Source organism: Nocardioides soli (assembly GCF_014191495.1).
GTDB classification, from domain to species: Bacteria; Actinomycetota; Actinomycetes; order Propionibacteriales; family Nocardioidaceae; genus Nocardioides; species Nocardioides soli.
The window spans coordinates 927,884-945,374 of record NZ_JACHWR010000002.1; the positions used below are offsets into that span (position 1 = coordinate 927,884).

The 17,491-nt window shown below is 71.5% G+C and carries 16 protein-coding genes; 4 read left to right on the top strand and 12 right to left on the bottom strand.

The window, feature by feature from the left end; translation table 11 throughout:
* The first annotated feature begins 38 nt into the window (after positions 1–38).
* The 4 genes from FHU40_RS14895 to FHU40_RS14910 are packed head-to-tail and all read left to right on the top strand — an operon-like array spanning position 39 to position 3,924.
* Entirely contained in the window at positions 39–1,187 is a 1,149-nt protein-coding gene (locus FHU40_RS14895; protein WP_221199845.1) for an acyl-CoA dehydrogenase family protein, read from the top strand.
* 46 nt (positions 1,188–1,233) lie between these two features.
* Entirely contained in the window at positions 1,234–2,376 is a 1,143-nt protein-coding gene (locus FHU40_RS14900; protein ID WP_221199846.1) for an acyl-CoA dehydrogenase family protein, read from the top strand.
* Entirely contained in the window at positions 2,376–3,125 is a 750-nt protein-coding gene (locus tag FHU40_RS14905; RefSeq protein ID WP_183593079.1) for an SDR family NAD(P)-dependent oxidoreductase, read from the top strand. Before FHU40_RS14900 ends, FHU40_RS14905 begins: the two co-directional genes overlap by 1 nt.
* 7 nt (positions 3,126–3,132) lie before the next feature.
* Positions 3,133–3,924, top strand: coding sequence for an amidohydrolase family protein (locus FHU40_RS14910; RefSeq protein WP_183593080.1), 792 nt, complete (start codon positions 3,133–3,135; stop codon positions 3,922–3,924).
* Between the two features lie 36 nt (positions 3,925–3,960).
* Here the strand turns inward: FHU40_RS14910 and FHU40_RS14915 are convergent, their stop codons facing one another.
* The 12 genes from FHU40_RS14915 to fdxA all read right to left on the bottom strand — a co-directional run bounded on the left by FHU40_RS14915 (position 3,961) and on the right by fdxA (position 17,355).
* On the bottom strand, positions 3,961–4,698 hold the full coding sequence (locus FHU40_RS14915) for a FadR/GntR family transcriptional regulator (protein ID WP_221199847.1): 738 nt from the start codon (positions 4,696–4,698) through the stop codon (positions 3,961–3,963).
* A 124-nt stretch (positions 4,699–4,822) separates the two neighbouring features.
* Positions 4,823–6,052: a CaiB/BaiF CoA transferase family protein gene (locus tag FHU40_RS14920; protein WP_183593081.1), complete on the bottom strand. Its 1,230-nt coding sequence runs from the start codon at positions 6,050–6,052 to the stop codon at positions 4,823–4,825.
* A gap of 137 nt (positions 6,053–6,189) precedes the next feature.
* Positions 6,190–6,774, bottom strand: coding sequence for a TetR/AcrR family transcriptional regulator (locus FHU40_RS14925; protein WP_183593082.1), 585 nt, complete (start codon positions 6,772–6,774; stop codon positions 6,190–6,192).
* Positions 6,775–6,958: 184 nt separating this feature from the next.
* A complete protein-coding gene (locus FHU40_RS14930) occupies positions 6,959–8,599 on the bottom strand; it encodes an AMP-binding protein (RefSeq protein WP_183593083.1) in 1,641 nt (546 codons plus the stop codon).
* A complete protein-coding gene (locus FHU40_RS14935) occupies positions 8,599–9,411 on the bottom strand; it encodes a MaoC/PaaZ C-terminal domain-containing protein (protein ID WP_183593084.1) in 813 nt (270 codons plus the stop codon). Before FHU40_RS14935 ends, FHU40_RS14930 begins: the two co-directional genes overlap by 1 nt.
* Positions 9,408–10,382, bottom strand: coding sequence for an oligopeptide/dipeptide ABC transporter ATP-binding protein (locus tag FHU40_RS14940; protein WP_183593085.1), 975 nt, complete (start codon positions 10,380–10,382; stop codon positions 9,408–9,410). The genes FHU40_RS14935 and FHU40_RS14940 overlap by 4 nt, the downstream gene beginning before the upstream one ends.
* Entirely contained in the window at positions 10,379–12,277 is a 1,899-nt protein-coding gene (locus FHU40_RS14945; protein WP_183593086.1) for an oligopeptide/dipeptide ABC transporter ATP-binding protein, read from the bottom strand. Before FHU40_RS14945 ends, FHU40_RS14940 begins: the two co-directional genes overlap by 4 nt.
* Positions 12,274–13,248 carry an ABC transporter permease subunit gene (locus FHU40_RS14950; RefSeq protein WP_183593087.1) on the bottom strand — a complete coding sequence of 325 codons (975 nt, stop codon included), beginning with the start codon at positions 13,246–13,248 and terminating at the stop codon, positions 12,274–12,276. The genes FHU40_RS14945 and FHU40_RS14950 overlap by 4 nt, the downstream gene beginning before the upstream one ends.
* Before the next feature lie 97 nt (positions 13,249–13,345).
* Positions 13,346–14,941 (bottom strand): ABC transporter substrate-binding protein, encoded by a 1,596-nt coding sequence (locus FHU40_RS14955; protein WP_183593088.1) that lies wholly within the window; start codon positions 14,939–14,941, stop codon positions 13,346–13,348.
* A gap of 219 nt (positions 14,942–15,160) precedes the next feature.
* On the bottom strand, positions 15,161–15,967 hold the full coding sequence (locus tag FHU40_RS14960; protein WP_183593089.1) for an IclR family transcriptional regulator: 807 nt from the start codon (positions 15,965–15,967) through the stop codon (positions 15,161–15,163).
* Between the two features lie 93 nt (positions 15,968–16,060).
* Complete coding sequence (locus tag FHU40_RS14965; RefSeq protein ID WP_183593090.1) at positions 16,061–17,059, bottom strand: NAD(P)/FAD-dependent oxidoreductase; 999 nt, start codon at positions 17,057–17,059, stop codon at positions 16,061–16,063.
* On the bottom strand, positions 17,056–17,355 hold the full coding sequence (fdxA, locus tag FHU40_RS14970) for a ferredoxin (protein WP_183593091.1): 300 nt from the start codon (positions 17,353–17,355) through the stop codon (positions 17,056–17,058). The genes FHU40_RS14965 and fdxA overlap by 4 nt, the downstream gene beginning before the upstream one ends.
* Positions 17,356–17,491 lie beyond the last annotated feature (136 nt).

Genomic DNA, 17,491 nt, shown 5'->3' on the forward strand with positions numbered 1-17,491 from the left:
CTAGGATAATGATTACAACTAAGGAGGTGGATTCCGTGGTGGATGAGTACGCGGAGATCCGGCAGCTCGCGGCTCAGGTGGCCCGCGAGGTCTACGAGCCCATGGCGGAGTCGCTCGACATCAGCCGCACGCCGATCTCGAAGGAGGAGCGGCTGCGCCTCGGCGAGCTCGGCTTCCTCGGCATCGCGCACCCCGTGGAGTACGGCGGCTCGGGCGCACCGCTGGAGCAGGCGCTCGTGGTGATCGAGGAGATCGCGAAGGTGTGCCGGCCGGCGGCGTTCCAGGTCTTCGAGTCCAATACCGGTCCGGCCCAGGTGCTCACCCACCTCGGTTCCGAGGAGCAGCGGCGACGCTGGCTGCCCGACATCATCTCCGGCGAGAAGACGATGGCCGTGGCCATCTCGGAGCCGGACGCGGGCTCGGCGGCGACCGACATCCGCACGGCCGCGAAGGAGGTCGACGGTCAGCTCGTGATCAACGGCTCCAAGCGGTGGATCTCCAACGGCGGCGAGGCCGACCAGTACCTGGTCTACTGCCGGCTCTCCGACGAGCCGGGCGCCAAGGGGATCGGCGCGGTCGTCGTCGACAAGGGCACGCCGGGCTTCACGTTCGGGGCGGCCGAGCGACTGATGGGCTTCCGCGGCATCCCCTCGGCCGACCTCTACTTCGACAACGTCGAGGTGCCGATCGAGAACGTCGTGGTCCCCGCCGGCTCCTTCGGCAAGCTGTTCCGGATCTTCTCGATCGAGCGCATGGGCAACACGACCATGAGCCTGGCGATCGGCCAGGCCGCGCTGGACAAGACGCTGAAGTACGTGCAGGAGCGCGAGCAGTTCGGCAAGCAGCTCGTGGAGTTCCAGTCGATCCAGGTGATGCTGGCCGACATGATCCTCCAGGTCGAGTCGACCCGCCTGCTGCGCGACCAGGCCGCGGCCTCCGCCACGGAGACCGGCACCCCGGACCCGCTCAAGGTGTCGCTCGCCAAGTGCGCCGCGAACGAGATGGCCAAGCGGGTGACCGACCTGGCCATGCAGATCCATGGCGGGAACGGCTACACCGAGGAGTACGGTCTCGAGCGACTGCACCGGGACGCGCACGGGTGGGCGATCGCCGGCGGCACGCCGACCATGCAGCGCATCCGCATCGTCTCCGAGGCCCTGGGTCGCAAGTTCGACCAGCGTCGCTGAGCCGATCCACTCGCGACTCCGCAGCACACAGGAAGAGGGATTCACCGTGGACGACCCGCAGCTGTTCGACCTCAGTCCCCGACACCGCCAGGTCCAGCAGGCGGCCCGCGAGGTGGCGGCGAAGGTCGACCCGTTCGCCGCGGAGGCGGACGAGGCCGTCGAGGTCCACCAGGGCTGTCTGGAGGTGCTGCGGGAGAGCGGCCTGGCGCGGTACGTCGTGCCCGCGGCGTACGGCGGCCACGACGGCGTGCTCGATCCGCTCACGATCGCCGTGGTCCGCGAGCAGCTCATGTACTCCTCGGCCCACCTGGACTCCATGTTCGGGATGCAGGGTGTCGGCAGCTACTCGCTGTCGGTCGGTGGCTCGGACGAGCTGCGCCAGGAGTGGCTGCCCCGGGTCGCGGCCCTCGACGCGATCGCGGGGCTCGCGCTGACCGAGCCCGATGTCGGGTCCGACCTGCGGGGCGTCGCCACCACCATCGAGGCGGACGGCGAACGGGTGCGGATCAACGGCCGCAAGTCGTTCATCACCAACGGCGGCGCCGCGGACTTCTACTGCGTCCTGGGGCGGGAGGGCGAGGGCTGGTCGATGGTCCTGGTCCCGGCGGACACGCCGGGCCTGACCGTCGAGCGCGGCGCGGACCTGATCGCGCCCCACATCCTGGGCGAGCTCACCTTCGACGACGTCGTGGTGCCCGCCGGCAACCGGCTGGGGGTGCCCGGCAAGGCGTTCTCCCTCATGCTCCAGACCCTCGCGGTCTTCCGGGTCACGGTGGCCGGGTCCGCCGTCGGGCTGGCGCAGGCGGCGCTGGACGAGGCGCTGCGGCACGCCCGGACCCGCGAGCAGTTCGGCAGGCCGCTGCTCGCCCTCGGGGCGGTCTCGCAGGGCCTGGCGCTGTCGTGGACCGAGGTGGAGTCGGCGCGCGCGATCACCTATCGGGCGGCGGCGCTGGCGAAGTCGGATCCGTTGGCCAACCTCGACTACTCCTCGATCGCGAAGGTGAGCGCCACGGAGGCCGCCGGTCGTGTGGTCGACCGGTCGGTCCAGGCGATGGGACGCTTCGGGCTGGTCCGCGGTGCCAAGATCGAGCGGCTCTACCGCAACGCGCGCCCGCTCCGGGTCTACGAAGGGGCGACCGAGGTGCTGCTCGACTCGCTGGCCCGCCGGCTCGGCAAGGGCGGCCGCTGATGGACCTGCAGCTGCGCGACACGGTGGTCCTGGTGACCGGGGCCAGCCGCGGCCTCGGCGCCGCGATGGCCCTGGCGCTGGCCCGCGAGGGCGCCCACGTCGTGGCCGCCGCCCGGAGCGTCGACAGCCTGGCGGCGGTCGCGGCCGACGGCGGCGGGCGGATCACCACCCTCGAGGCGGACCTGCGTGACGAGTCCTCGGTGGCCGGCGTCGTCCCCGCGGTGCTCGAGCGCCACGGCCGGATCGACGGGCTGATCAACAACGCGGGCATCGCCCCCGCGGGCAAGTTCGCCACCCAGGACCCGGCGATCTGGAAGGACGCCCTGGCGGTCAACGTCGTCGCCCCGATGCTGCTGGCGCAGGCCGCCGGCGTGCGGATGATCGAGCAGGGCGGCGGGCGGATCGTGAACGTCGCGTCGACCACCGGCGTGCGCGGCAAGCCGTACCTGGTGCCCTACTCGACCTCCAAGGGTGCGGTGGTCCGCTTCACCGAGGCGCTCGCGGCCGAGTGGGCGCCCAAGAACGTCCAGGTCAACTGCATCGCGCCCGGCGCCTTCGTCACCGAGGCCCAGAAGGCGGTCACGGAGTCGCCGGAGCTGCACGCGAAGCGGATCGCGAAGATCCCCGCCGGGCGGATGGCCGACCCCGCGGAGCTGGTGCCGCTGGCCTGCCTGTTGGTGTCCCCGTTGTCCTCCTTCACCACCGGCGCGATCTTCGTGGTCGACGGTGGCGAGTCCGGAAAGCTGTGACCCGCTCATGATCATCGACGCACACACCCACGTCTGGCCCGACCGGATCGCCGAGCTCGCCCTGGGCGGCAACCGGGTGCCCGGCCTGGAGGCGCGCGGCGACGGCACCGTCGGTGGCCTGACCCGCGACATGACCGACAGCGGAGTCGACATCAGCTGCTGCCTGGCGATCGCCAACGAGGCGCGGCACGTCGACTCCGTCAACCGGTTCGTCGCCGGCGTCGCCGACGCCACCCACCTCGCGTTCGGCACCGTGCACGTCGGGCTCGACGTCGAGGAGAACCTCGCCAGCCTGGAGCGGCACGGCATCAGGGCGGTCAAGATCCACCCGCTGTTCCAGCGCTTCGCCCTGGACGACCCGCGACTCTGGGAGATCTTCGAGGCGCTCGGCAGCGACTACGCCGTGATCACCCACGTGGGTGAGGGCGGCGACGAGGCCACCAACCGCCTCTCCAGCCCGCGGATGATCCGTGACATCGCGCGTCAGTTCCCGGACCTGCGCCTGATGGCCTGCCACTTCGGGGGCTACAAGATCCTCGACGACGCCGAGGAGATGCTGTCCGGCGCCGACGTCGTGCTCGAGACCTCCTGGCCGCCGTCGCTCAGCACGCTGCGACCGGAGCGGGTGCGCGACCTGATCCGCAGGCACGGGGCGGAGCGTATCGTCTTCGGGTCCGACTGGCCGATGACGAGCCCGGCCGAGGAGATCCGGGCGATCGAGGCGCTGGGCCTCAGCGACGACGAGACCAAGCTGGTGCTCGGGGGCACGCTCGCCGGGCTGCTCGGTCTCGACCGCTGACGCACCACGGGTGCGGCGCCGGGCGAGCGTCCGAGGTCAGGTGAGGCCCCACACGATCGGGGCGTTCAGGACGTCGGGGAACTTCTTCTCCGCGTAGCGGACGTACTCCAGGATGTGCTCGTGCATCGCCTCGGCGGCCGCGGCGGGGTCGCGGGACTCGATCGTCTGGTAGATGCGCAGGTGCGCCTTGTGCACGGCGGCCCGACGGACCTCGGGGTAGTCGATGCCGATGGCCGACCCGTCGAGCATGCCGAGCAGCGCGTCGACGAGGTAGCCGAACATCGCGTTGCCCGAGCCGTGGGCGATCGCGTCGTGGAACCGCTTGTTCTCCTCGAGGAAGACCGCCTGGTTGTCGAGGTTGCCGCGCATGCTGTCGACGCTCTCTTTGAGCGTCATCAGGGTCTGCTCGTCCATGCGCTCGGCGGCGAGCTGGGTCATCATCGGCTCGAGGCCGAGCCGCGCCTCGGCGATCGTGCGGAAGGGGGCGGTCGCGAACTGCAGGAGCAGCGTCAGCGACGTCGCGAGGGCCGTCGCGTCGGGCTGCACCACGACCGGTCCGCCGCCCGGGCCGGGCTTGAGGGTGATCACGCCCTGGAGCTCCAGGAACCGCAGCGACTCCCGCAGCGTCCCCCGCCCCACCTCGTACTTCTCCAGCATCACGCGCTCGGGCGGTAGCCGGTCGCCGATGACGTTCCCACGCTCGTTGATGTCGGCGACGATGCGCTGGGCAACCAGCATCGCCGTCTTCGTGGGGCGGAGTGGGCTGGCTGACATCGATGAGTCCTTTCGTGCAGCAGGCGTTGCCGGGTGCGTGCGGTGGATCATATTCATCTTTTGTGTCAGATCAGGCGTGCGGCGCGTCGTTGTGACGCGTCGCACCGTTCGCTTGTCGTGGCCGTCACCGGAGTTCTTCGGGTGATGACCACGAGCGGGTGACCACGCCGTCGGACTCGAGACGCTCGACGTGGTCGGGATCGAGGCCGAGCTCGCCGACCAGGACCTCGCGGGTGTGCTCGCCGACGGCCGGCACGCCGTCGTAGCGCGGCCCGTCGTACCCGTCGACGTGCAGGATCGGCCCGGGCATCACCGCCGGGCCGAGCACGGTCCCGGCCAGCTCGACCAGGGTCCGCTCGCTGAAGTGCGGGTCCTCCGAGACGTCCTTCGCGTCGTTGACGGCTGCCGCGACCACCTCGTGCTTGTCGAGGATCGTCAGCGCCTCGTCGCGCGGGTGGGACCGCACCCAGTCGATGACGATCTGCTGCATCGACTCGTTGTTGGCCATCCGCGCCGCGTTCGTGGCGTACCGCTCGTCGTCGCGGAGGTCCGGGCGGCCCATGGCGTCGAAGAGGCGCAGCGCGATCGACTGGTTCGAGGCGGCGATCGAGAGCCAGCCGCCGTCGGCGGCCTGGTAGATGCCCCGGGGCGACGCGGCGCCGGAGGCGTTGCCGTGGCGCTGCATGATCTCGCCGGTCGCGGTGTAGTTGAGCACGGCGTCCCCGAGGATGAACATCAGCGGCTCGTAGAGCGCGACGTCCACCTCCGCGCCGACGCCGGTCACCGATCGGCGGTAGAGGGCCATGGTCGTGCCGAAGGCGGCCGAGATGCCGGCGATGGAGTCGGCGAACCCGAACGGGGGAGCGGTCGGTGGGGTGTCGGGCCAGCCGTTGAGGAAGGCGTACCCCGAGGCCGTCTCGGCCACGGTGCCGAAGCCGGGGCGCTCGGAGTAGGGGCCGCTCTGGCCGAACCCGCTCACCCGGGTCATCACCAGGCCCGGGTGGTCCTTGCTGAGCTCGCGGTAGCCGAGACCCCAGGCCTCCATCCGGCCCGGGCGGAAGTTCTCGATCACGACGTCGGCGCCGTCGATGAGCCGCCGCGCGACCTCGCGCCCCTCGGGGCGGCGCATGTCGATCCCCACGGAGCGCTTGCCGGAGTTGAGTCGCGAGAAGCCGATCGCCAGGCCCTCGTGGGCGGGCTGCCACTGGCGTGCGAAGTCACCGCTCGTGGGGTCCTCGATCTTCACCACGTCCGCGCCGAAGTCGCGCAGCATGCGGCCGGCGGTCGGCGCGGCGTACATGGAGCCGAGCTCGACGACGCGGACGCCCGTCAGCGGTGCCTGGTTGCTGGTCATGGCGGGAGAACCCCTCGTGTCGGCGCCCAAACGATATTCATGAATACTAGCATTCGTCGCCGACGACCGACAACGCCGAACCGGCCGGAATCGGGCACCCGAGACCCGGACCGCGACTCGGCGGCCCGGGGCCCGGGTCACGCGCGGGGGGTGGCGCCCTCGAAGAAGATCGCGAGGAAGCCGTCGCGGATCTGCTCGGTGCCCGACGCCCCGTCGCTGCGGCTCCAGCGCGGCGCCACCCAGACGGTGTTCTGGATCAGGTGGTAGGCGAGGTCGAGGTCGAGGTCCGGGCGCAGCGCCCCGGAGTCGACGCCCTCGGCGAGCAGGCTGGTCCAGAAGGCGCGGGAGTCGGCGTTGCGCTCGGCGAGGTAGCCGAACCGGGGCTGCTGGCCCAGGAACTCGGCCTCGTTCTCGAAGATCGTGACCGCGTCCCGCTCCAGCTCGGTGGCGTTGAAGGAGGCCTCGATCGCCCGCACCAGCTTCTCCCGGGGGTCGAGGCTGCTGGTCAGCAGCGACTGGTAGGTGCCGAAGAGATCGTCCTGGAACGACCGCAGGATCTCGTCGACGATCGCCTCCTTGGACGAGAAGTGGTGGTAGAGCGTCGCGGAGCGGACGCCGGCCGCGTCGGCGATGTGCTTGATGGTGGTGTTCTTGAAGCCCTGCTGGGCGAAGAGCCGCGCGGCGATCTGTCGGATCTCCTCGCGCCGTGAATGCGACGACATGGTCCTCTGGGTTCCGATCTCTAGTGTCGTGCGTCGGAAGTTGTTGAACGGTTGGCGTGCTCAGGGTGCGTGCTCTGCAAGGCGCCGGAGCGATGCCATACCCGTTCGTCTTGCGAGCTTCGGCAACGCCGCAGAGTGCGTGCCATGGGTGCGCGAAGCGCACAAGAACTTCTGACGCACGGCACTAGCCCGGCACGCTGCCGGACGATTCTGCCTCGATCAGCAGCCTCTTGAGCACCTTCCCGCCATGGTTGCGAGGCAGGTCGTCGACGAACTCGACCCGTCGGGGCACCTTGAAGTTGGCGACCCGACCGGACAGGAACCGCGTCACCTCCTCGGCGGTCAGGCCGGAGTCGGCGGTGCGGATGACGAACACCTTGCCCACCGAGCCCAGGCGCTCGTCGGGCACTCCGATCACGCAGGACTCGGCCACGCCCGGCAGGCGTGAGAGCACGTGCTCGAGCTCGGCCGGGTACACGTTGAAGCCGCCGACGGTGAACATGTCCTTGATCCGGTCGGTGATGGTCAGGTAGCCGTCCGCCGAGACCAGGCCGATGTCGCCGGTGCGCAGCCAGCCCTCGTCGTCGATGGCCGCAGCCGTGGCCTCGGGATCGTCCAGGTAGCCCACCATCACGTGCGGGCCGCGCACCTCGACCTCGCCGCTCTGTCCGGCCGCGAGCACCCGCCCCTGCTCGTCGCGGATCCGGAGCTCGAACTCCGCGATCGGGCGGCCGGCGGTGCTCACCACGCGAGCCGGCGGGTCGTCGTACGCGGTCATCGTGACCGTCACGGCCTCGGAGAGCCCGTACCCGGTGACGACGGCCTCGAGGCCCAGCTCCTCGTGCATCCGCTCCACCAGCCGCATCGGCACGGTGGCGGCCCCGGTCACCGCGACCCGCCACGCCCACTCAGCGGGAGCGGGCCGGTCCGGGTGGTCCAGGATCATCTGGAAGATCGTCGGCGGCCCGGGCAGCACGGTGACCCGCTGGTCTCGCACGACCCGCAGTGCCCGGGCCGTGTCGAAGGTCGCCATCGGCAGCATCGTGGCGCCGGTGGCGACGCAGACCAGCAGCCCGGCCTTGTAGCCGAAGGTGTGCGCGAAGGGGGAGACGATGAGGTAGTTGTCCGCGTCGGTCACGCGGACGTTCTCCGCCCAGGCGAGCGCGCAGCCGACGGTGTGGCTCTGCAGCGAGACCGCACCCTTGCTGCGGCCGGTCGTCCCCGACGTGAAGACGATGTCCGCCGGGTCGTCCCCGGACACCTCGGTGCTGCGCCGAGCGGCCGTCGACGCCGGCACTCCGTCGGCCAGGGCGAGGAACCGCTCCCAGTCGAGGACCTGCTCGTGCGCGTCCCGCCCGGACTCCGGGTGGGCGTCCCACTCGACCACCGCCACCAGCCCGGGTACGCCGGGCACCGGTCCGCGGTCTTCCTTCCCCGGAGCGCCGTGTTCGGCCAGCGCCGCGGCACGGATGTCCGACAGGTAGGCGTGACCCACGAAGCTGGCCACCGTCAGCAGCACCTTGGCCCGGGTGCGCTCCACCAGGTCGAGGACCTCGAAGCCGCTGTACCGGGTGTTGACGGGCACCACCACGGCGCCGACCGACAGGGCCCCCAAGGAGGCCTCGATCCAGCGGTGGTCGTTGGGGCCGAGCAGCATGACGCGGTCGCCGCGCTCCACCCCCAGCGCGATCAGCGAGCGCGCCACGAGGTCGACCCGGTGCCCCAGCTCCGACCAGGTCAGCCGCACCTCACCGTCGACCAGCGCCGGCAGGTCCGGCACGCGCGCGACGGTCCGGGCGAGCAGCGCGGGGACGGTCGCCGGCATCAGGCGGCCACCTCGGTGCCGAAGGAGATCAGCCCACCGGAGAGGACCTCGCCGTCGGACGAGCTGACCGAGAAGGGGCGTCCGCCGTCCTCCTCGTCCCACAGCCGCACGGTGAGCTCCGCACCCGGCAGCGCCATCCTCGAGAAGCGGACCTGGAGCGCGGCGAGCGCATGGGGGCGTACGCCGAGCGCGTCGGCGATCTCCCGGGTGGCGAAGCCGAGCGTGCACAGCCCGTGCAGGATCGGCCGGGGCGCGCCGATGGCACGCGCGGCCTCGGGGTCGATGTGGATCAGGTGCGGGTCACCGGTCAGCCGGTACAGCGCGGGCTGGTCGGGCGAGGTGGCGAAGGTCCGGGTGAGGCCCGGTGCTCCCTCCGGCGTACGACGGGAGGCGGGGCCGCGCTCGCCGCCCCAGCCACCGCGGTGGTGGGCGAAGACGGTGGAGACGGCCTCGAAGTACGCGCTGCGGGTGGTGACCTCGAAGAGCGCCGCGCCACCCTTGTCCCAGGCGGCGGTGACCTCGGCGGAGATCTCGACGCCCCCGGAGGTGGGCAGCGGGGCGAGCACCCGCAGCGTCTGCGCGCCGTGCAGCGCCTGCGCGCCGTCGAAGTGGCCGCGTCGGCGCAGCTCCTCCATCCCCCAGCGACCCAGCGCCAGGCTGTAGGTGGGCAGCACCCGCAGGTCGCGCTCGAAGACGAGGTCCAGCTCGGCGGCCGGGGCACCCACGGCCAGCGCGTAGAGGATCGCGTCCTGCTCCGTGTAGGTGACGGTCCGGGTGCCGAGGTCGAGACCGAGGGCGGGATGGGCGTTCATGAGGCTGCTTCTCCTTCGTGGGGCGGGTCCGCGTCGGGACGGAGCGGGAAGTGACAGGCGACCGGGGCGTCGCGGTCCGAGCGGGCGGCCGGCGGCACCTCGGTGCGACAGATCTCCCGGTCGGGGTGTCGCAACGGTCCGTGGGCGCACCGGGTCCAGTAGGGGCACCCCGGAGGTGGCCGTCGCGGGTCGGGGATGTCGGCCTCGACCGGGGTAGCGGCGTTCGCCAGCGGCTCGCCCAGTCGCGGCGCGGAGTCCAGGAGCGCCCGGGTGTAGGGGTGTCGGGGTCGCTGCAGCACGTCGGCGACGGGCCCGACCTCGAGCAGGCGGCCGACGTACATCACGGCGACCACGTCCGACATCTGGGCGACCACGGCGAGGTCGTGGGAGATGAAGAGGTAGGTGAGCCCGAACCGCTCCTGCACTCGGCGCAGCAGTCTCAGGATCGTGGCCTGCACGCCGACGTCGAGGGCCGAGGTGACCTCGTCGAGCACCAGGACGTCGGGCTGTGCGGCGAGCGCGCGGGCGATCGCGATCCGCTGCAGCTGCCCGCCGGAGAACTCGTGGGGGAAGCGGCCGAGCGCGTCGGCGCCGAGGCCGACGTCGGCCAGCACCTGGGCGCCGACCTCGTCGCGGGAGAGCCGTCGCTCGGCGGCCGGCACCGTCTCCCAGGCCTCCAGCAGGGCACGGTGCACGGTCATCCGCGGGTTGAACGACGCGCGCGGGTTCTGCAGCACCACCCCGATGCGGGGCCGCTCCGGACCGGAGCCGATCGTGCCGGCGTGGACGGGCAGGAAGCCGGCGACGGCGCGGCCCAGGGTGGACTTGCCGGACCCGGACTCGCCGACCAGGCCGAGGGTGCCCCGCAGGGGCAGGTCGAGCGTCACCCCGCGCACGGCCACGAACCGGTTGCGGCCCTGCCCGTAGGCGATGCTGAGGTCCTCGACGGAGAGCGCCGCGGATGTGGTCACGAGGTCACCTCTGCTTCGTCGTGGTGCCAGCAGGCCACCCGCCCGCCGGAGGCCAGCGTGGTCGGGTCGGGGATCTCCCGGTGACAGATCTCGGTGGCCAGCGGGCAGCGGGCGGCGAACGCGCAGCCCGCGTCGGGCGCGGTCACCGGGGGCGGGGGACCGGCGTCGGTGAGCGGCTCGTCCGCGCGTCCGAACATCGCCGGCGTCGCGGCGACCAGCGCGCGGGTGTAGGGGTGCGCGGCGTCCTGCACCCGGCTCGCGGGCAGCTCCTCGACGATGCGGCCGGCGTACATCACCAGGATCCGCTGGCAGTGCTGCGAGACCAGCGCGATGTCGTGGGAGATCAGCAGCACGGCGGTGGACCGCTCCTGGTTGATCTGCCGCAGCATGATCATGATCTGCGCCTGGGTGGTGACGTCCAGCGACGTGGTGGGCTCGTCGGCGACGATCAGCGCCGGCTCGCCCAGCAGGGCGCCGGCGATCATCGCCCGCTGCCGCATCCCGCCGGAGAGCTCGTGCGGGAACTGCCGCATCCGGTGGGCCGGGGCGGAGATGTGCACATCGGCGAAGCGGCGCTCGACCAGGCGGGCCCGCTCGGCCCGGCTCAGCCCGCGCGGTGCGCCCTCGGCGACCTGCGTGCCGATGCGCAGCAGCGGGTTGAACGACGACATCGGGTCCTGGAAGACGAACGCGATCGACTGTGCGTCGCCGGATGTCGGCGTGGTCGACCCCGGGCGCCGGCGGGCGGCCGCACCGGCCAGCTCGCCGCTCACTCTCGTACGCCGTCCGCGCAGGCCGGCCACGGCCAGCGCCGTCATGGTCTTGCCGCTGCCGCTCTCGCCCACCACGCCGACCATCTCGCCGGGCGCGATGTCGAAGGAGACGTCGCGCACCGGGGCACCGACCCCGTCGGCGGTGTCGACCTCGACGCGCAGCCCGCGCACGCTCAGCAGGGCGTCGGGGTCGGTCGGCGCGGTGGCCGCCCGCCCGGGGACGGCCGCCGCGACGGCGCGGCGCAGCCGGCGCACCGCGCCGCGCGGTGCACTCTGGTTGAGGACCCGGGCCACGGCATCGCCCAGCAGGCTGGTGGAGACGCCGACCAGGGTGATCATCGCGGCCGGCGCGAGCGCCGCCCAGGGGGTGAGCTGGAAGCTGGTGATCCCGTCGGTGAGCAGCTGTCCCCAGTCGTAGTCGGGCGCTCGCACGCCGAGGCCCAGGAAGCTCAGCGAGGAGACCGCGATCGTGGCCTCGCCGATGGTGACCAGCGTGATCACCCCGATCGACTCGGCGATGTTGGGCAGCACGTGGCGCACGATCACCAGCCGGCGCGGCACGCCCATCACCTCGGCGAGCCGGACGTAGTCCTCGGCCACCAGGCTGAGCGTCTTGTTCATCGTGATCCGGGCGAACTGCGGGGTGAGCGCGATGCCGATGCCCAGCACCGCGGAGGTGGTGCCCGGGCCGAGCAGGGCCGCGACGAAGATGCCCATCAGCACCGACGGGAAGGCCAGCATGCCGTCGAGCGTCCGGGCACCGACGCTGCGCACCCGGCCCGGGGCCAGGGCCAGGGCGGCACCGAGCGTGATGCCCAGCCCGGACCCGATGGCGGTGGCGACCACGGCCATCACCAGGGAGAGGCGGGTGGCCACGAGGGTGCGGGCCAGCACGTCGCGGCCCAGCGCGTCGGTGCCCAGCAGGTGCTCCCGGCTGGGGCCCTGCGTGGCGCTCATGAAGTCCCGGGTGTCGGCCTGCTCCGAGAGCAGCGCGGGAGCCAGGACCGCGGTGAGCACGAGCGCGGCGAGGATGGCCAGCGAGAACAGGCCGCCGGGCGAGCGGAGGAAGCGGGTCCACGCCGTACGCCGGCGGGCCCGGCTGGCGTCGCGCAGGGCGGTCACAGCGCACCCACCACCGAGCGCCGGTCGATCAGCACCAGGCCGGCATCGACGAGCGCGTTGACCACGATGACGCTGGCGCCGAGCAGCAGGATCGCGCCCTGGATGACGGGGTAGTCGTGCTTGGAGACCGACTCCACCAGCGTCGGGCCCAGGCCCGGCCAGTCGAAGACGTTCTCCACCACCACGGTGCTGCCCAGCAGCATGCCGAAGGTGAGGCCGCCGATGGTCAGCGCGCTGGTCAGGGTGTGCGGGAGCACGTGCCGCAGGCAGATCACCGGCGTGCTCACCCCACGGCTCTCGGCCACCTCGACGAACTCCTGGTCGAAGGCGTTGAGCGCCTCGAGCCGCACCACCCGGATCAGGATCGCGGTGGGCGCCAGGCTGATCGCCAGCACCGGAAGCACCATCGAGAGCGCTCCCTGCTCGGCCCCGGCGACGGGGAGCCACTGGAGCCGCACGGCCAGCAGGTAGGCCAGGAAGGTGCCGGCCAGGAAGCTCGGCAGCGCGGCCGCGCCACCGGTCAGGGCGCTGAAGGAGATCTCCAGGCGCGGTCGCCGCCCGCCCCGGGTCAGCGCCGCCATCAGCAGCCCGCCGAGGATGCTCACCACGAGCGTGAGCGCGATCGCGGTGCCGGCCAGCTGGGCGGTCGCCCGGAACCGGCTCAGCAGCAGGTCCGAGGCGGGTTCACCCTTCACGAAGGACGTTCCCCAGTCGAGCGTGAGCAGGCCGCGCACGTAGTCGAGGAACTGCTCGTGGAGCGGGGCGGTCAGCCCCAGGCGCGCGCGGATCGCCTCCACCTGCTCGGCGTCGGCCTCGATCCCGCCGATCCGCCGCGCCGGGTCGCCCGGGGTGAGGTGGACCAGCAGGAAGGCGACCGCCACCAGCATCGCCAGGATCACCACCAGGGAGAGGCCCCGGCGGAGCAGATAGCGAGTGACCGGCGACGCGAACACGTCACGGGCGTGGCTCACGGAGGTTCCTTTCCGGTGGTGGTGTGGTGCGGCCGAGCCCCGCACCACACCACCTGGGCCGACGAGTCAGCTGGGCCGATGGGCCAGCCGGGCGGGATCAGCTGGTGAGCGACATCGGCCAGATCAGGTTGTTGGGCGCGATGAACTCGACGTCGTTGCCGAACCAGGTGTTCACCGGCACGCTGAGGTTCATCGTGTCGCGGTGCTCCACCAGTGCCCGCTCGGCCTCCGACCAGTGGGTGCAGGCGTCCTCGGGTGCCGCCGCGCCGGCGGCCTCCACGGCCTCCCAGTAGGCGTCGTTCTCGAAGTTCATCTGCTCGACGTTGCTGGTGAACAGGCCCGGGCTCGGGAAGCTGGAGGAGTAGGGGTAGGGAACGATGTCCCAGGCGCCCTGGCTGAAGACGATGTCCACCCAGCCGTTGAGGTCGGGCTTGGCGAAGTCCACCTCGAAGCCCAGCTCCTCGAGCGCGGCCAGCAGGTAGTCCGGCCCGGAGTTCTGGTCGGCGAAGCCGGCGACGCGGATCTTGGTCGGCTTGCCGTCGAGCTCGAGCCGGCCCGAGGACCCCTCCTGCCAGCCGATCTCGGCCAGCAGCGCCTTGGCGCTCTCCGGGTCGTGCTGGGGCATGCCGGTGCCGTTGGCCTCGTCGAAGCACGGCAGGTTGAAGGTGTACGGCGTGGGGGAGACTCGGCCGGTGCCGAAGGTCGCCGCCTGGTTGTAGGCGTCGGGCTCGATGGCCATCATGATCGCCTCGCGGAACTTCAGGTCCGATCCGGGCAGCCCGTCGGCCTGGTTGAACTGCAGGCCGGTGCCGCCGTTGTCCCAGGCCTCGAACTTGAACAGGCCCTTCGACTTGGAGAGCTGGTTGATCTCGGCGCCGTTGAAGTAGGCGACGTCCACGGCGTCGGTCGTCATCATGTTGGCCGCGGTCGAGGCGCTCTCGACGTGCCGGAAGGTGACCGAGGTGGGTGCGCCGTCGGCGACCTTCTCGTAGCCCTGCGGGCCCCAGGCGTAGTCGTCGCGCCGGGTCATGCCGTAGCTGATGCCGCGCTTCTGCTTGGCGTCGTCGAGCACGAACGGCCCGGTGCCGGCGGCCCCGGTCTTGAGGATGCCCGGGTCGTCGAGCCCGGCGGGGCACACGATCGACGCCGCGAACTGGGCCAGTCCGAGCATCAGGTCGCTGTAGCCCTGCTTCAGCTCGATCGTGACCGTCCCGGCGGCGTTGTCGCCGGTGATCGCCTTGGCGCCGCCCTCGCCGAAGACCCGGGCCCGGTAGAAGGCCTCCGTCTTCGGGTCGGCGAGCCGCTGCAGGGAGGCCGCCACGTGCTCGGGCAGCAGCTCGGTCCCGTCGGAGCAGGTGACGTCGTCGCGGATGGTGAGCGTCGCGCGGGTCGGGGTGGCCTCCCACTCGCTAGCCAGGTGCGGGACGATCTCGCCCGCCTCGTTCACCTCGACCAGGCGGTCGTAGAGGAACATCTGCATGTTGTTCGCCATGAACAGGCCCGTGTTGAGGGCCGGGTCGAGGGTGTTGTAGTCATCCGACATCCGGATGACCACGTGTCCCTTCGTGGCCTTCTCCTCCGCGTCGACGGAGCATCCCGTCGCGGCGACCAGGCCCAACGCTGCTGCTGTGGTGACCCCGAGCCGCCAGCGCCCGAGTCGGCGAGTAAGCGGGTGAGTGCGTCCAGCATCCATCTGTTTCCTCCGGGGAGTTCGGGAGCGACCAACCTACCGAATATTCAGTAGGTTTGTCAGGAGGACGATAGACGGCCCGACGGGGTTCGCCAAGCCGGTGCCGGGCACCGGGCGCGACCCGGGCGCCCCGGCGACTCGGGGCGCACGCGACAGGAGGCGGTCCGGATGATCCGGACCGCCTCCTGCGGGCGAGCCGGCTCGGGGCCGGCCCTTGTGCTGCTACCGCGCGCTGGTCTCCTGCTGGAACGCCGAGCTGTCGCCCAGGCCGCTGGACAGCTCACGGGTCGTCTCGACGAGCGCCTGCGCCATCGGGTGGGTGAGCTCGTCGGGCACCGACGTGGCGGTGCCGACGATCGCCATGGTCGCGGTGATCGCGGAGCCCTCGAAGATCGGCGCCGCGATCGTGCGCAGGCCGTTGACGTCGGGGGAGTTGAGGGACAGACCCCCGCGCTCACGGATCGTCTCGAGCTCGGCGATCAGCTCCGGCTCGCGCCGCAGGGCGCGGGCCAGGCCGGGCACCTGCTCGGGCGAGAGGAACGAGGAGAAGACCCGACCCTGGGCCGAGTGCAGCGGGTCGAGCCGGGCGCCGACGCTGACGCTGATCCGGATGCTCCGGGCGGTGTTGTCGAGCGACCGGACGACGATCGCGGACTCGCCGTCCCAGACGCTGAGCACCACGGTCTCGTCGACCCGCTTGAGCAGGGCCTCCATGTACGGCTCCGCGGCGGCGACGATCGGCAGTCCGGCCCGGGCAGCGGCCGCCAGGGTGAGCACCTGCGGCCCCAGGGAGAACAGCGAGGTCCGCTCGTCGTAGCGCAGCAGGTCCGCGGCGCGCAGCGCCTTGGTATAGCGATGTGCGGTGGCCTTGCTGGTGCCCAGCGAGCTGGTGATCTCGTTGAGGCTCAGGAACGGCTTGGTCACCGTGAAGGAGCCCAGCACCACGGCGGCGCGCTGCACCGTCTGGATCGTGGGCGTGGCCCTCGTCGTCTCTGCAGACGGCGTTGTTTCGTTCTTCTGGGGACTCATGCGCCTTCGATTCTTAGGTTGCGGGCCAGGCGGAGTATCCCATGACGATCCGCGCGTGGGCGACGCTCGACATGGATCTGTTCCGACGGACCGTCACTGGTCGGAGGAGTGTCCGGGATTGAGTGCGGTCCCGGGCCGGACGAGCGCGGCGATGTGGTTCACGGCCAGAGCCGCCTCGCCGAAGCCGATCGAGATCAGCTTGACCTTGCCGTCGTAGTGGGCCAGGTCGCCGGCGGCGAAGACGCGCGTGCGGTTGGTCCGCATCGTCCGGTCGACGAGGATGTGCCGGCGGTGCAGCTCCAGGCCCCAGCCCTCGATCGGTCCGAGGTCGGCGATGAAGCCCAGGGCCGCCACCACCGCCTGGACGGCGAGCGTGCGCCGGTCGCCGTCGCGCGTCTCGACCACGACCTCGTCGATGCCGGGGTCGCCGGACACCTTGGCGACCTCGAACGGCGTGAGGACCTCGATGCCCGACTCGTGCAGCTGTGTCACGCTTCGCTCGTGGGCGCGGAACTGCGGTCGACGGTGGACCAGCGTGACGCTGCGCGCGATCGGCTCCAGGCCGAGCGCCCAGTCGAGCGCGGAGTCGCCGCCGCCCACGACGAGCACGTCCTGGTCGGCGAGCTCGGCGAGCCGGGGCACGAAGTAGCGCAGCCCGCGGCCGAGGTACTCCGACCCGACGGGGAGCTCGCGCGGCGTGAAGCTGCCGATGCCGCCGGTGATGAGCACCGCCTTGGCGCGCACCAGCTCGCCGGTGTCGGTGGTGACCTCGACGCCGTCCTCGTGCTCCTCCAGGCCGACGGCGGTGCGCCCGAGCAGCAGCAGCGGGTCGGCCGACAGCGCCTGCTCGTGCAGGGAGTCGACCAGCTCCTGGCCGCGCACGGCGGGGAGGCCGGCCACATCGTGGATCGCCTTCTCCGGGTAGAGGGCCGCCACCTGTCCGCCCGTCTGGGGGAGGGCGTCGATCAGCGCGACCCGCAGGTCGCGGAAGCCGGCGTAGTAGGTGCCGTAGAGGCCGGTCGGGCCGGCGCCGACGATCAGGATGTCGACGTCGTAGACCGTCCCGGGGGTCGTCTCGTCGGCGGTGCTCATGCGACGTCCGGGTGGTCCGCGCCGATGTCGCCGACCTTGCGGGCCCCGCCGGGGGAGCCCAGGTCGGCGAAGAACTCGGCGTTGATCCGCTCGAAGTCCCGCGCCTCCTCGGGCAGGTCCTCGTGGTGGTAGATCGACACCTGGGGGCAGACCGGTTCGCAGCGGCCGCACTCGACGCACTCGTCGGGCTGGATGTAGAGCATCCGGTTGCCCTCGTAGATGCAGTCGACGGGACACTCCTCCACGCACGACCGGTCCATCACGTCGATACAGGAAGCAGTGATCACGTAGGGCACGGGGACTCCGATTCGTTTACGTAAGACGAGACAGCGTCTCTTATTACAAGATAGGAGGATGAGCCCATTCGGCCGCCACGTCAACCCGTCGGCGCTTTCCGGGCGGCCCTTGACAGTCCATCGCGCGGCGGCGATG